The sequence below is a fragment of the Cryobacterium flavum genome (assembly GCF_900103805.1).
Classification (GTDB): domain Bacteria; phylum Actinomycetota; class Actinomycetes; order Actinomycetales; family Microbacteriaceae; genus Cryobacterium; species Cryobacterium flavum.
Genome location: NZ_FNIB01000003.1, coordinates 399,950 through 414,283 on the forward strand (window position 1 = coordinate 399,950; position 14,334 = coordinate 414,283).

Consider the following 14,334-nt stretch of genomic DNA (forward strand, 5'->3'; position numbering starts at 1 on the left):
CCATGACAACGCTCACTGAAACCACCCACGCCCCCAAAGCGCCACTGTGGACACGACTGCCCGTCATACACCAGCTCCGGCAGAGCGTTGGGCTGCAACGAGGCATGCTCGTCGTCGGCCTCGTGATCACTGGAATCTTCATCCTGACCGCGATCTTCGCCCCGCTCCTGGCGCCTTACGGCTTTAGCCAGCTCCGCGATGCGAACGGAACGTTCGGCGCCCAGCAGTCACCGGGCGGCGCTCACTTTCTGGGCACCACCGTCGGTGGTTACGACGTGCTCTCCCGTGTCATCTGGGGGTCGCAGACCGCGATCACCGTGATGGTCATCGCTGTTGTGCTGTCGATTTTCGCCGGCGTGGCCCTGGGTCTCGTCTCCGGTTACTTCGGCGGCTGGCTCGACCGGGTACTCGTGGTCATCTGCGACGCCGTCTATGCCTTTCCGGCCCTGCTGCTCGCGATCGTCATGGGCATTGTCATCTCCGGTGGCCGATCCGGTCTGTGGGGCGGAATTTTCGCCGCCGCGATCTCGATCACCGTGGTCTTCATCCCGCAGTACTTCCGGGTGATTCGTGCTGAGACCGTGCGCATCAAGGCGGAAGCCTACGTGGAGTCGGCCCGCGTTCTCGGTGCCAGCAACGGGCGTATCATGTTTCGTCACGTACTGCGTAATGCCACCCGCACCCTGCCGCTGATCTTCACGCTCAATGCCTCTGAGGCACTCCTGACCCTCGCGGGACTCGGCTTCATCGGCTTCGGCATCGAACCGTCGTCGGCCGCCGAGTGGGGCTATGACCTGAACAAGTCACTGTCCGACGTGACCAGCGGCATCTGGTGGACGAGCCTGTTCCCAGGTCTGGCAATTGTTCTCGTGGTTCTCGGCATCACCCTCGTTGGTGAAAGCCTCAACGACCTCGCCGACCCGCGCCTGCGCAGTCGACGTGCTCCTGGCAAAACCGCCGGAGTCGTCGCCGCAACGAGCGTTGTTGCCGGTGGAACCCTGTCCGCCGGCCCCGGAGGAATCGAGGGGCTCGAACCCGACGCTCCAGCCGACAACCCGCACCCGAACGACGACCCATTTGAGGCCAAATAATGAGCGCTCAGTCCCTTCCCGACGTCGTTCGCATCGACAACCTCAATGTCACGTTTGCCACCGACGGTGGTGCCGTCAAAGCAGTCGACGGGGTGACCCTGCGGGTTGCTCCGGGCGAGATTCTCGCCATCGTGGGGGAGAGCGGCAGCGGCAAGAGCGTCACGGCCAAGACCATCCTCGGGTTGCTGCCAGAAACGGCAACCGCGCACGGTACCGTCATCCTCAGCAGCAAGGACGGTTCTGATTCCAACGACGTTCTCGCGGTGAGCAAGCAAAAGTTGCGCCAACTGCGGGGAACGGATGTTTCCATGGTGTTCCAGGAGCCGTCTACGGCCCTGAACCCCGTGTTCACCGTCGGTTGGCAGATCGCCGAGGGTATTCGCGCCCACGGTGAGTTCAGCCGCAAGGAAGCCCGCGCGAAGGCCATTGAGATTCTCGGCCGCGTCGGCATCCCCGACCCGCAGAGCCGTGTCGACTACTACCCGCACCAGTTCTCCGGCGGCCAGAAGCAGCGCGTGGTTATCGCCATGGCACTCGTGCTCGACCCTGGGCTGATCGTGGCCGACGAACCGACCACCGCGTTGGATGTGACGGTGCAGGCCGAGATCCTCGACCTGCTGCGCCGTTGCCGCGATGAATTCGGCACCGCCATCGTGCTCATCACGCACAACATGGGCGTCGTCGCTGACCTCGCCGACCGCGTCGTCGTCATGTACGAGGGCAAGATCGTGGAGGAAGCGCCTGTGCACGAACTCTTCTCAACACCGCGACACGACTACACCAAGCGACTGCTCGGCTCGGTGCCCCACGTCGGCCAGGGCACCATTCGCGCGACCCAGCGCGCTCTGTCCCGCGAACCCGGCTGGGCAGCCGAACCCCCGGTCGTCGTGGCCGACAACCTGAAGATCCAGTACCCGGGCCGGTTGGGGAAACCCGGTTTCACCGCCGTCGACGGCGTGAGTTTCGTCATCCGCTCTGGCGAAGTGCTCGGTCTGGTCGGCGAGAGCGGATCGGGCAAGACCACGATTGGCCGTGCCATGGCCGGACTCACCCGGGTGACTGATGGTTCCCTGAGTGTGCTCGGGCACGAGATGAACGGATTCAAGGAACGCGCCTTCAAGAAGGTGCGCAGCGACATCGGCTTCGTCTTTCAAGACCCGGCGTCAAGCTTCAACCCGCTTCTCACGATCGCCGAGTGCGTCGCCGAACCGCTCGTCGTGCACGGGCGCGCCGCCAACGCCGGGGCCGCCCGTAAGCGGGTCAACGAACTGCTCGAGGCGGTGCAGCTGCCGCGCGCCTACGGCGACCGATACCCGCACGAGCTCAGCGGTGGTCAGCGCCAGCGTGCCAGCCTCGCCCGCGGCCTCGCGCTGGAACCGAGTCTGCTGATCGCCGACGAGCCCACCAGCGCGCTCGACGTGTCGGTGCAGGCCAAGGTGCTCGAGCTCTTCGCCGAACTCCAGAGGGAGTTCGGCTTCGCAGCCCTGTTCATTAGCCACGACCTCGCGGTCGTCGACATTCTCGCCGACCGCATTGCCGTGCTGTATAAGGGGAAACTGGTCGAGGAAGGTACCGGTGCTGAGGTGCTCGGTGCCCCGAAGGATGCCTACACCCAGCGTCTCCTCGCCTCGCTGCCGGTTCCGGATCCGGCTGCCCAGGCGCTGCGCCGGAACGAACTCCGCATTCTGCGGGCGGCGGGATAGTCCGTATGAGGCATGGCGCGGTATCCGTTCCCCCAATCCAGACCAGCGATCTGACCATCGAATACCCACCCCACGGTGCCAGCCCGGCGTTTGTCGCGGTGCACGGGTTCACCCTGCGCATCGAGCCCGGTGAGGTGGTGGGGCTGCTCGGCGAGAGCGGTTCCGGCAAGAGCACCGTGGCCCGGGTGCTCTCCGGTGACGCTTTTGTGAGCGACGTGACCGGCATCCGTCCGCAGATCACCGGGGGAGACGCGACCGTGCTGGGGTTCGGCCTGCGCCGCATCAGCAAGCGCAAGCTGGCCCGGCTCACGTTCGGGGTCGGGCTGCTGGCCCAGGACGCTGCCGATACCCTGCCGTCGACCATGACGGTGGCCGAGATCGTCGCTGAGCCCGTGCTGGAACGCGATCGACGCTACAACCGTCGCGCCCTCGGCGCCCAGGTGGCCACCATGATCGACGCGGTGCGCCTGCCCCTGACGGTTCTAGGACAATACCCTTACGAGCTCTCCAGCGGCCAGCGACAGCGTGTGGCGCTGGCCCGTGCGCTCGTGTTCGGTCCGGCGCTGTTGATCGCTGATGAGCCCACAGCAGGCGTTGACGTACTGGTGCGCGACGCGGTTATCGACCTGATCAGCGAATTACAGCAGGAACGGTCGTTCTCGGCTCTCGTCATCAGTCACGACCTGGCCGTGCTGCAGCGGGTGGCCAACCGCATCGGTGTCATGCATCAGGGCGTGCTCGTCGGCCTCGGCACCATCGACGACGTCTTTCGAGACCCGTGGCATCCCTACGTGCGCGGACTAGCCGCCGCCCTGCAGCATCCCGCAAGCGCTGCAACCGACACTGCCGCAGCCACCGCCAGCGACGATGAAACGGATGCCGCAGCCGCGAGCTGATCGCCGGTTGCGACCGATCGCATCCGCTTGATGCGCGATCGGTCGCGGCCGGCCCGACACGCCCGACCGGCTTTTGGCGCGTCAGACTGCTCATTAGTTGCAAGCGGCCCACCTTTCGGGGGATGCAGGGCCTTTGAACTGGCAAATCGGGCACGTCAGAGCCGATCGGCAGTCGACGTGGTTTGGGACAGGCAAGAAACCTTGGTAAAGTAGCAACGCTGTTCAAGCATTCCTCGATAGCTCAATTGGCAGAGCAGCGCACTGTTAATGCGCAGGTTCTTGGTTCGAGTCCAAGTCGGGGAGCGAAAGGCCACTCAGGGCTCCACCCCGGGTGGCCTTTTTTGTCGGTTCGTTTTGTGCCGACAAAAAAGGTTCTTCCAATTTCGACAGTGCGCCGGGCTTGGCACACGAGACGGCGGTCAGCAGTGGATTTCTCGCAACTTCTGGTACCAGCACTCGGCGTACTCTCCGGGGCGCTGCTCGTGCTGTGGGCCATCTCGCTAATTCGCTCACGCCGGGTACTGTTCGACCGCAATGCCGCCGAACGCGTGCGCATCGAACTGGAGCTCTCGCTCGCCGAGCAGCAGGGACGCTTGGCCATCATCCGCGAGCTGCAGGATGGCGCCGTGCTCACCATCGCCCGCCTTATCACCCGCGCCGAGGGTGCCCGCTACACCGCCGAGAGCGACCCGTCGACGGCTGTGCGCGCTGCCACGGCGCTCGTCGATGACGGCCGGGTGGCTCTCGCCGACATGCGCCGCGTGCTGACCATCGTGCGCGAGGGCGAGACCGTCGGCGCGCTCCAGCCCGGCCCGCAGTCGACCCGTGACCTGTTTCGGGTGATGCGCGACGCCGGGCTCGTGGTGAGTTTCATCGAATCGGGCGAACGCTTCGCACTCAAGGCGGGCGCCGAGCTCGCCATCTTCCGCATTCTGCAGAGTGCCCTCTCCAACGCGCTCAAGCACGGCGGCGTCGGTACCGAAGCTCGCGTGTCGTTCACCTGGACCCGCGACGGGCTGCAGCTGCTCGTCGACGACGACGGCATCCGTGCTGCAGCCCGTCGGGACGGCAAGGATTCCGGCGAGCAAGCCGCACGCACCCCGTACACGATCGAGGACGACCTCAAAGCCCTCAGCGAGAGCATTGCCGGCCCCGGCATCACGCAGATGCGGGAGCGCGCCCAGCTGTTCGGCGGCGTGTTCAACGCCGGAACGGTGCCCGGTCTGGGTTTCTCGGTTTCGGCTGTGTTCCCGTCACTGCGCTTTCACAACGGCGTGCACGGCGTCGACCTCACCCGGTGACCCCGGGCACCCCTCCTCACCGTGCCTGCGACCCACCCCGACGACGAGACACGCCAGCAACGCCTGGCCGTTCGTGAAGGTCTGGCCGTGGGGCTCGCGACCGCTGCCTATGGGGTGTCGTTCGGTGCACTTTCGGTCGCCGCGGGGCTCGACATCTGGCAGACCAGTTTCATTAGCATCGTCATGTTCTCCGGGGGCTCGCAATTCGCCCTCATCGGCGTGCTCGCTGCCGGTGGGGTCGCCGCAGGCCCGGCAGCCATCGCGAGCGCAGCGCTGCTCGGTGTGCGCAATGGCATCTACGGCATGCGTACCGCACCGATCGTCGGCGCCGGCCTCTGGAAACGCCTGGCCGCCGGGTGGATCACGATTGACGAATCAACCGCGGTCGCTCTCGCCCAGCCGACACCGCACAGCCGCCGGGTCGGCTTCTGGGTCACCGGCGTGGCGGTCTTCATAGGCTGGAACGCGACCACCCTGATCGGCGCACTGATCGGCGATGCCCTCGGCGATACCCGGGCATACGGGCTCGACGCTGCAGCAGCGGCCGCGTTCGTCGGCCTGCTCTGGCCCCGCCTCAAGCGGATGCAGGCGGTCGCGGTGGCCGTCGCGGCTGCGGTCGTCGCCGCCACGCTCACCCCCGTGCTCATGCCGGGTCTGCCCGTGCTGGTCGCCGCCCTCGTGGCGGTCGTGGTCGGACTGTTCAACTGGCTGGGCGGGCCGACCGTGCCCGGCTGGGCATCCGCTCGAACGAAGTTGCGCTCATGACCCTGTGGCAGATCATTATTGCGGCTTCCATCGCCGTGCTCGCGCTCAAGCTGGCCGGCTATCTCGTGCCGCCGGCCCTGTTGCAGAAGCCCACGCCGTCGCGCATCGCCGACCTGCTGACGGTGGCGCTGCTGGCGGCGCTGATTGCCGTGCAGACGCTCGGCAGCGGGCAGGCACTCACCGTGGACGCTCGCATTCCCGCCGTGATCGTGGCGGCCGGGCTGTTCGCGATCAAAACGCCGTTCATCGTGGTCGTGATCGTGGCGGCGCTGGTCGCCGCGGGGCTGCGCGCGCTGATCTAGCTAGCCCTCGAGGTCTTCGATGCCGGGGGTCCAGCTCAGGCCGGGCACGCCCCAACTCTTCTTGCGTTCGACCTTGGCCGCCATTTTCGCGTAGACGTGCTCCAGGCGATCCACATAGAGCGTGCCGTCGAGGTGGTCGTATTCGTGCTGGAAGATGCGGGCGAGCCAGCCATCAGCTCGAATCTCGAAGGGTTGCTGCTCGGCATCAACGGCCCGCAGAATGGCGGACTGGGATCGCTTCAGGGGAAAACGCTCGCCCGGAAATGACAGGCAGCCTTCGTCTTCGTCGACATCTTCGTCATCGACGGGCTCGGCCGACACCGGCGTGATCCACAGTTCGGGGTTGATCGCAACGCCGCGCCACGATACCTCGTCGTCGTCCTGGTAGCTGTAGGTGAAAATGCGTAGCCCAACCCCCACCTGAGTGGCGGCGAGACCGACCCCCGGCGCGGCATCCATCGTCTCGAACATGTCTCGAACCAATTCGCGCAAACTATCGTCGAAATCGACGACGGGAGCTGCGGGGGAGTGGAGAACGGGGTCACCTGAAATTACTATCGCGCGCACGGCCATTTCTCCAGAATATCGGCAAGCTTGTCGATAGGGTCATCAAGTGACCTCCGACCTAACCGATCTGGCGACAGAAATCGCTATCGATCCACGTCAGGCCATCGGAATTCCGCTGGCCTTGGTCGGTGCGGTTTTTCTCTCCCTCGGCGCTCAATTCCAGCACCGTGGCGTCACCAAAGTCGAGGCGCGCACCGAAGAGGTCACCGGCGGACTCAACGTACGCCAGCTGACCCTGCTGCTGGCTCGGCCGTCGTGGGTATTCGGTTCGCTCATGCTCGGCCTGGCCATCGTGTTCCAACTGACCAGCCTCGCCTTCGCCCCCATCATCGTCGTGCAGCCGCTCGGGGCAGTCGCCCTCGTGATCACCGCCGTGCTGAACGCGAGAGTCAGCAAAGTCAAACTCAATCGGGCCAGCATTATCGCCATCTCGATGTGCGTGGGCGGGGTCGGCCTGTTCGTCACCGTTGCCGCGTTCACCGCAGTCGACAAGCCGGTCACCGACCAAAACCTGGTGACCATCCTCTTCGTGCTTGCGGCCGTACTGCTGGCCTTTGGGCTCGCCTTTGGGTTTCTGCGCCGACGGTCCCAGGCGATCTTTTACATTCTCGGCGCCGGTGTGCTGTACGGATTCGTCGCCACCCTCGCAAAGGTCGTGATCAACCGCACCCAGCACGGCAACTTCGAGTGGCTGACCCTCACCTGTGTGCTCGGCCTGCTGTTGGCCGCAGCGCTCGGGGCCTACTTCGTGCAAAACGCCTACGCGTCCGGACCGCCCGATCTGGTCATTGCCGGGCTCACCGTCGTCGACCCGCTCGTCGCGGTGGGAATCGGAATCGTTGTGCTGGGTGAAGCCAGCCAAGCCCCACCCGCAGCCGCAATCGCCTTCGTCGTTGCCGGCGCGATCGCCATTTGGGGCGTCTTCCTGCTCGCGCGCTACCACCCACAACTCGATCGCTGACCTCCTGCGAATTTCGGCCGCCACGGTGCGGGGCGCCGCGCGGGTGGCACGGTTTAGAATAGGGTTCGAGTGCGCAGCGTCATTTCTTGCCGCGCGCACCCGAGATATCCTGCCGGACGATGATCCCCGGCCCAACAACGTAGGGACCACTCCACTTGTCAGATTCGACCGACTTGCTGAGCAGCCCGACTCCGGGCGATGCGCCCGAGAGCGCGACGGATGCGCCGACCGAGAAACCTCGGATTCGCGTGCTCATTGCGGCCGACACATTTGCACCCGATGTGAACGGTGCGGCACGATTTGCCGAGCGGCTCGCTGCTGGCCTCGTCGCCCGCGGCCACGAAGTGCAGATTATGGCGCCGGCCGCGTCGCGCAAGCACGGCAGCTGGACTGAGATGCACGAGGGCCAGGCCATGGTGGTGCACCGCCTGCACAGCTGGCGCTGGTACCCGCACGACTGGCTGCGATTCGCCCTGCCTTGGCTGATTCGCGGCGAAAGCCGGCGCATTCTCGATTCGTTCCACCCCGATGTCGTGCACTTTCAGTCGCATATCAACGTGGGGCGTGGTGTGTCCATCGAGGCGGCGAAGCGCAACATCCGCTTGGTCGGCACCAACCACTTCATGCCGGAGAACATGGTGAAGTTCTCCCTCGTTCCGGTCGGTTTGCAGGATCGAGTCATCAAGGCCGCGTGGCGGGCAGCCCGCCGCACCTTCGGGCGCGCCGCAGCGGTCACGACTCCGACCCGCCGCGCCGCCCAGTTTCTTGAGAAATACACCGGCCTCACCGGGGTATACGCCATCTCCTGCGGGATCGATGCCGACAACTACGCACCGAATTTTGAGCCGCGCACCGAGAACCGCATCCTCTTCGTCGGTCGCGTCACCGGTGAGAAGCAGATCGACGTCCTACTTCAGGCTGCAGCGCTGCTGTCCGCCGATCTCGATGCTCAAATTGAAATCGTCGGCGGGGGCGATCAGAAACGCAACCTGGAGCACCTGGCCGACACCCTCGGCATCCGCTCGCGTGTCACGTTCACCGGTTACGTGACGGATGACGAGCTGCGCGCCGCCTATTCGCGCGCCACGGTGTTTGCCATGCCCTCTGTCGCCGAGCTGCAGAGTATCGCCACGATGGAGGCGATGGCCTCCGGACTGCCCATTGTCGCGGCGGATGCCATGGCGCTGCCGCACCTCGTGCACGATGAGGCGAACGGGTACCTATTCAAGCCGAGCGACGCGCAGGATCTGGCCGACAAGCTGACCGTGGTTCTCACCGCGCCGCCGGATCGCCTGGCGGAGCTCAAGCGAGAGTCACTCAAGCTCATTGCCGCGCACGACATCAAGCGAACGTTGAACACATTCGAATGCCTGTATCGTGGGGAGCCGGTGAGCGATCTGGTCCCCAATGGGGCCTCGTCGCAGTCGCCCGAGTAATATGTGTTGGTACAACCGTTGGTTGTGCCTTTTGGGGCGGTAGCTCAGCTGGTTAGAGCAGCGGACTCATAATCCGTCGGTCCCGGGTTCAAGTCCCGGCCGCCCTACTGTAAATTTGACCTGGTCAGGGTTTCTTGTCTGTACCGAAAGGGCAAGACTTGATGCACTATCCGTTTATTGGTCTTTTATTCATAAATATCCGCTATCTCTGGCCGCTCATAGAGAAGGTGCACGACCCGGTTCGAGTCATCTGGAATGACCTCGAGCACCTATGGGTTATGGACAGCGAACGACACTTCGGCCTCGGCCTCGAGCCGGTTTTAACGACAAGCGAGCTCGCCGAGTACCTCGGCTTGCAGACGCAGGCGATCTACGACCTGCGCACCGACGGACGTGGTCCCTTGGGCATTCGAGTGGGCCGGGAGATCCGCTTCCGCGTTTCCGACGTGGTGCAATGGCTTGACGGGCTTCACGAGCCAGAGACTCCCGTAGTTGACCACGGGGCCAAACAATGATGGCCGGACGACCGCGGCTGCCAGTCAGCACGTTCGGTGCCATCACGACTCAACAGGTCAGTCAGGGGATCTTCCGAGCGATTACTCGCTTCCGCGACTGGGATGGTCAAACGCGGAGGGTGATGGCGACCGGACCGAGTCGTAACGCTGCGCAGGCTTCCCTCAAAGCAGAACTCGCGGCCCGCCTGAGAGCCGGCGGCAGCGGCGACTCACTCACCGCGAGCTCACCATTTCTGCTGCTCGCGGCCGCTTGGATGGAGGACGTGATGCTCGATGTCGACCGTGCCCAGGGTACGAAGGACACCTATCGACGCGAGTTGCGCGTGCTTGTCCTGCCCTACTTTGAGAACTTTGCGATTCGGGAGGTGACTGTTGGTCGCATCGAGCTCTTCCTGAGGCAGCAGCGAGTGCAGTCGTATACGCGAGCGAAGCATTCACGAACAATCCTCGGCATGATCCTGGCGTTCGCAACGCGGCGGGAGATCATTCCGCGAAATCCGATGAAGGAGACCTCGCGCATGAAGAGTCCTCCGCACACGCCGAAGGCGCTCACGAGCGACCAGATTGCCGCTATCCGCGTGGCAGCCCGCGAATGGCGCACAGAGGACGGCAGGATGGGGCCGCGGTCCGACGGCCAGGTGCGCGACATCATCGAGGTGATGCTCGGCACCGCCACGCGCATCGGAGAAGTGCTCGCCATTCGGCAGTGCGACGTCGACCTGGATGCCGACCCCCCGCGGGTAAGCATCAGCGGCACGCTCGTCGTGCACAACAGGGCCGGCGTGCACCGTCAGGAGCATCCCAAGACCCACGAGTCGAACCGGGTCATCGGCATGCCGCCCTTCGCGGTCGAGGTTATCCGCCAGCGTTTGGCACTGCTCGATCCGGAGGATGCGGAGCACCTGATCTTTTACTCGAGGGTGGGCACTCCGCTCGCGCCATATAACGTCAGGCGCACGTTCCGCGAGATACTCCGCAATGCCGGGCTCGAGGGCCTGAACATCACACCGCACTCCTTCCGCCGAACGGGCGCGACGTTGCTCGCCAACGAGCTCGGTATGCAGGCGGCGGCCGACATGCTCGGGCATACGTCGACGTCGACGACGAAGGCGCACTATGCGGAGCCTGACCGCACGGTGAAGTCGGGGCCGGCGGAGGTGATGCAGCGGTTGGCGCCACCCATTTGAGATCCGCTACTTTGTCTGTATTTCCAGGTGGGGTCGCTGCTCCCGCCTCCACTAGCACCTAGGCGACCTGAAATATCTCCTTTTTCTACTAAGAGGTTTGGATGTAGGCGATGTCAAGTATGGCTGGCAGGCGCTGATAACAGCAGCTATCAGCTGCTGTACAGCTTGACTGCCACGTGGTTGACGACGATTCGTTGATTCTCCTTATCGAGATCGAAGTGGATTCGCCCCACTTCGTTTGGCTTGACGCCGTCTCGAACTTTCACGTGCATAACTTGGCTGTATTCGCGGCCCTCAAAATCAAAGGTCCGTAGCTTTGGAGATCGAGAAATGGTCTGATCGGAAGATGCCACCTTGAGTCCACGTTGGGCAAACCAGTCATCGAGGTGGCCAATTGGTCCACTATCTGGTCCATACAGATCTACCGCCCCACGAGCCAGCATCTTAAGTTTTAGGGTCATGTCCGCGGCGTCAGGATAGGAGATGCTTTTCCACGATCGCTGCGCTGAGTCGGTAAACACGATCCGATCCTGTGCCGCGTCTTCCAGGGCCCGAAAAGTTGCCTGGGGATCGCTGCGGGCCACGAGTATGGGGACTAGGTCCCAAACGTCCACGACATCCTCCGTCACAGACCTCGTTACAGCCGCCTCATATTGCTCGCGCCAATAGTCGGCGTTTCTGATTGCATCCTCTGCATTCTCAGCAAGTGATTCTGCTTCAACTCGCTTCTCCTCAGATTCTTCCGCGATGGACTGCCAGAGATTCAAGTCATCTTTTAGCCCCGACACTTGTGACCGTAAAGCTTCTACCTCGCCACTATGATCGTCTGATTCGATGGCACGGAGAACCCGTTCCTCAGCGGCTGAGCGCGCCATCTGCTGTGTTGCTGTGCGGGCGGAACGCCACCCCTCGTCGATTCCCCGAGCAAGAGCCGATATGGCGGCCAGTCGGCTCATGAGGCGAGCGCGAACGTTGTCAATTCCCCTAAGGGCGATCTCCTCGCCCGTGAAGGAAACTCCCCGTGCATTCAGGTCGGACCAAACCAGCAGTGCTCCACCGAAAGGGACATTTACAATTGGAAGGCTGGCGAAGATCTGGCGGCTTGTCGAATGGTTGAGAGTAATTACGCGAGCTAAACCTATCAACCTCGTAGAGAGCAGCCGGGCGAGGGCCCACGACTCCGGACTTCTCAGGTGAACGAGCACGATAGGCAATCTCTGCGATTTGCCCATGCTGTGCACTAATAGTTCGGCATCGCTGGCTGTTCGAATAGGCAGGTAGCTGTCATCGATTCTTTGGGCACCGATGGACACGTTCAGCCGGTCATCCCTGACGACCATGCCCAGCACTCCCGGTTGGAAGATTGGCGTATCCCGTACTGGACTCAGATATCCAGCGGTTTGTTCCCGACTCAGCCCGACTCTGAACCATGTCTTCTGCATCACGGTTGCCACAGTGACTCTTGTGGTCAGTTCGACGTCAGCGTCAACGAGTTGTGTCACTGACACACGCAAAGCTCGAGCCCCACCGGCTTCGACTACCTCCCAAGACGCACTCCGCGTGGTGGAATGACGCTCACCGACGGAGCGCGGAGGGAGGAGCGCAGAGCCTGATCTGGCTAGATCGTCAGCCGTGACCTCACCTGAAGAACCGTTGCTCAGCCACCGGGCAATGTGCTCACTCAACGCCTGGTGTCTTTCGTTTGGCTCTAGGGGCCCACCGATCTCAAAGTCGACAGCATATAAAACCTGCATTTGTCCCCCAAATGTTGACACATCGGCGCGATTCCGGTGTAGACCTGTGGCTTAGTCTGTCGCAAAACTTTGAGTCGTGTGAAGGCATAGGCCGTGCTGGTCCGCCGAGCTCGCGACCGTGTCCCTTCGAACGCAGGAGGCTAACTGAATAATGCCGAGTTTTTAGCTAGAAAATCACACGGGCGGCGTGCCTGTATCTTCGCTTGGCACGCCTGAGCCCGTATGATTGCGATCACTTCAGGTACGGCCAGTGCAGAGAAAGGGGTGCCATGCGGCTCACGAAAGATGTACGTGTGCAACTGCTTGAACAAAACGAGGGCTTCTCGACGAGGACGAGCTATACCGCGAAGAACTCCAGCGAGGACCGTACGTACACAATCACGGGTGGTGAGCTTCACGTGCATGCTACGGGTAATACTTCCTGGGCCGACAGCCGCTACACGAACGATTTTATTGCCGATGACGAGCAGACACATCGGTACCTATTTGACAATCTCCAACAATTGAATCGGGACGACGTTATCTAGAGGATGGCCCGTCGAGAGGAGGGCGGTCTTCCAGACAGGTGGAGGCGAACCATGCGCGCGCACTGTCAGGGACGATTGAGGAGCCAGCGTCGACGCTGAAAATTGAGCCACGTGTTGTGGGTTCATTGTGCCCCTCCGGGCGCTGACGGAAGGAAGCCAGTTGGGCGCGGCGAAGTCGTAGCAACGCAAAAACGGGCGGTATGTACGAGTCGTTCTTCGGTGATGCTGGATCTGACATGTCCAAACGGCTTTGCAGCCTACGTGATCTCTGCGGTGGACCGCTTTCGCCAACCGCGGCGGTCGAGCAGATGTACCGTTGCGATCCCTTGTCTGACCCGCCGTGGTTCAAGTAGTGTCTCCGTCATGAAACCGTCGTGGTGGGATGATCTGTCGCCTGGATCGCGACAGGAAATTCTGCGCTTTCCAAGCCTTGGAGTTGTGGCAAGCATCGCAATTGAGCTTCGTGGCCTGGGGGTGATTGTGCCTAGGGATTCGCACTGGGTCAATGACGGCCCGCACCGGTACACTCCCAATTTTGACGACGAAACGTTGGGGTGGATTCGTGAAGAATCGAAGCGGCATGGCCTCAGCGACTGACGTATCTCAGCGAAATCAGCGTCGTTCCTTCACCTGGACGACCACGCGGCATGCAGACCCAGTGGACGTGTTTCTAACTGGGACGCCGAGCTTACGAGACTAGATCGGCGTCGGACGCACCGAGGCGATTGGCTATGATCCTCGAGCTGTCTGCGCGGAGCCGAGCAAACATCACGAGCTGAACGAGGTGTCGCTTGTCGGTGCTGGCCACCCGGAAGTTTGACAGAGATGCTTTCAACTCGTCTGCAACGGAATCGTACTCTCGCGTCCTAGCGACCATGACATCGGCTCTTGTGATTCCACCGAGGTACCGCGTGGTCTCGAGATCGGTGATCCGTCGCGCCCAATCAGTAGACAGGGGAAATCTACCGTCCGCCAGTTCCGAGTTGCAGGTTCCGTGGACAACGCGTACGTTTCCCCAGACGTCGGGACCGCCGTATGTTGTCGCCTCAATATGATCGATCTGAATTCGTGCGGGATGCCCCGTGGGCAACGTTGCGTCGATGGCGCGGTCGCAGAGCTCGCATACGCCACCGAACTCGGCATGCAAATACAGCGCGGCCAGGCGCCGCAGTGGGACGGATTTTGGGAGTCGTGTTGAACCGTCCCGGGTTTCATGCCGCCGTTTTGATGCTCCTATTGATGTCAAGTGGTAATTGTGGCCGATTGTTGGTCTAGCCAGGTGCGGTAGTGCCGGGCGAGGTCGTAGTTGACATTGATGCCGCGTTCGAG

General features: G+C 62.7%; 13 protein-coding genes and 2 tRNA genes. 12 read left to right on the forward strand and 3 right to left on the reverse strand.

Annotation, left to right across the window (positions count from 1 at the left end):
- Positions 1 to 2: 2 nt before the first annotated feature.
- The 7 genes from BLS91_RS06130 (at position 3) to BLS91_RS06160 (ending at position 6,058) form a co-directional block, all read left to right on the forward strand.
- Positions 3 to 1,091: an ABC transporter permease gene (locus tag BLS91_RS06130; protein ID WP_092339827.1), complete on the forward strand. Its 1,089-nt coding sequence runs from the start codon at positions 3 to 5 to the stop codon at positions 1,089 to 1,091.
- A complete protein-coding gene (locus BLS91_RS06135) occupies positions 1,091 to 2,794 on the forward strand; it encodes a dipeptide ABC transporter ATP-binding protein (protein WP_092339828.1) in 1,704 nt (567 codons plus the stop codon). The genes BLS91_RS06130 and BLS91_RS06135 overlap by 1 nt, the downstream gene beginning before the upstream one ends.
- 5 nt (positions 2,795 to 2,799) lie before the next feature.
- On the forward strand, positions 2,800 to 3,690 hold the full coding sequence (locus BLS91_RS06140) for an ATP-binding cassette domain-containing protein (protein WP_092339829.1): 891 nt from the start codon (positions 2,800 to 2,802) through the stop codon (positions 3,688 to 3,690).
- A gap of 230 nt (positions 3,691 to 3,920) precedes the next feature.
- Positions 3,921 to 3,993: transfer RNA gene (locus BLS91_RS06145), tRNA-Asn, on the forward strand.
- Between the two features lie 122 nt (positions 3,994 to 4,115).
- Positions 4,116 to 4,991 (forward strand): sensor histidine kinase, encoded by an 876-nt coding sequence (locus BLS91_RS06150; protein WP_092339830.1) that lies wholly within the window; start codon positions 4,116 to 4,118, stop codon positions 4,989 to 4,991.
- Positions 4,992 to 5,012: 21 nt separating this feature from the next.
- Positions 5,013 to 5,756, forward strand: coding sequence for an AzlC family ABC transporter permease (locus BLS91_RS06155; protein ID WP_092339831.1), 744 nt, complete (start codon positions 5,013 to 5,015; stop codon positions 5,754 to 5,756).
- On the forward strand, positions 5,753 to 6,058 hold the full coding sequence (locus BLS91_RS06160) for an AzlD domain-containing protein (RefSeq protein ID WP_092339832.1): 306 nt from the start codon (positions 5,753 to 5,755) through the stop codon (positions 6,056 to 6,058). The genes BLS91_RS06155 and BLS91_RS06160 overlap by 4 nt, the downstream gene beginning before the upstream one ends.
- On the opposite strand, the gene def is transcribed toward BLS91_RS06160, so the two are convergent.
- Positions 6,059 to 6,631 (reverse strand): peptide deformylase, encoded by a 573-nt coding sequence (gene def, locus BLS91_RS06165; RefSeq protein ID WP_092339833.1) that lies wholly within the window; start codon positions 6,629 to 6,631, stop codon positions 6,059 to 6,061.
- A gap of 40 nt (positions 6,632 to 6,671) precedes the next feature.
- Between def and BLS91_RS06170 the strand changes: the two genes are divergently transcribed.
- The 5 genes from BLS91_RS06170 to BLS91_RS06190 all read left to right on the forward strand — a co-directional run bounded on the left by BLS91_RS06170 (position 6,672) and on the right by BLS91_RS06190 (position 10,724).
- A complete protein-coding gene (locus tag BLS91_RS06170; protein WP_092339834.1) occupies positions 6,672 to 7,586 on the forward strand; it encodes a DMT family transporter in 915 nt (304 codons plus the stop codon).
- 155 nt (positions 7,587 to 7,741) lie between these two features.
- Entirely contained in the window at positions 7,742 to 9,022 is a 1,281-nt protein-coding gene (locus BLS91_RS06175) for a glycosyltransferase (protein WP_092339835.1), read from the forward strand.
- 33 nt (positions 9,023 to 9,055) lie between these two features.
- Positions 9,056 to 9,129, forward strand: a tRNA-Ile gene (locus tag BLS91_RS06180).
- Positions 9,130 to 9,183: 54 nt separating this feature from the next.
- The gene (locus BLS91_RS06185) at positions 9,184 to 9,537 is read left to right on the forward strand and encodes a helix-turn-helix transcriptional regulator (RefSeq protein ID WP_233206253.1); all 354 of its coding nucleotides are present in this window, start codon (positions 9,184 to 9,186) and stop codon (positions 9,535 to 9,537) included.
- Positions 9,534 to 10,724: a tyrosine-type recombinase/integrase gene (locus BLS91_RS06190; RefSeq protein ID WP_092339836.1), complete on the forward strand. Its 1,191-nt coding sequence runs from the start codon at positions 9,534 to 9,536 to the stop codon at positions 10,722 to 10,724. Before BLS91_RS06185 ends, BLS91_RS06190 begins: the two co-directional genes overlap by 4 nt.
- A gap of 149 nt (positions 10,725 to 10,873) precedes the next feature.
- On the opposite strand, the gene BLS91_RS06195 is transcribed toward BLS91_RS06190, so the two are convergent.
- Positions 10,874 to 12,226: a hypothetical protein gene (locus BLS91_RS06195; protein WP_092339837.1), complete on the reverse strand. Its 1,353-nt coding sequence runs from the start codon at positions 12,224 to 12,226 to the stop codon at positions 10,874 to 10,876.
- A gap of 1,467 nt (positions 12,227 to 13,693) precedes the next feature.
- Positions 13,694 to 14,251, reverse strand: coding sequence for an HNH endonuclease (locus tag BLS91_RS21135; protein WP_158253364.1), 558 nt, complete (start codon positions 14,249 to 14,251; stop codon positions 13,694 to 13,696).
- Positions 14,252 to 14,334 lie beyond the last annotated feature (83 nt).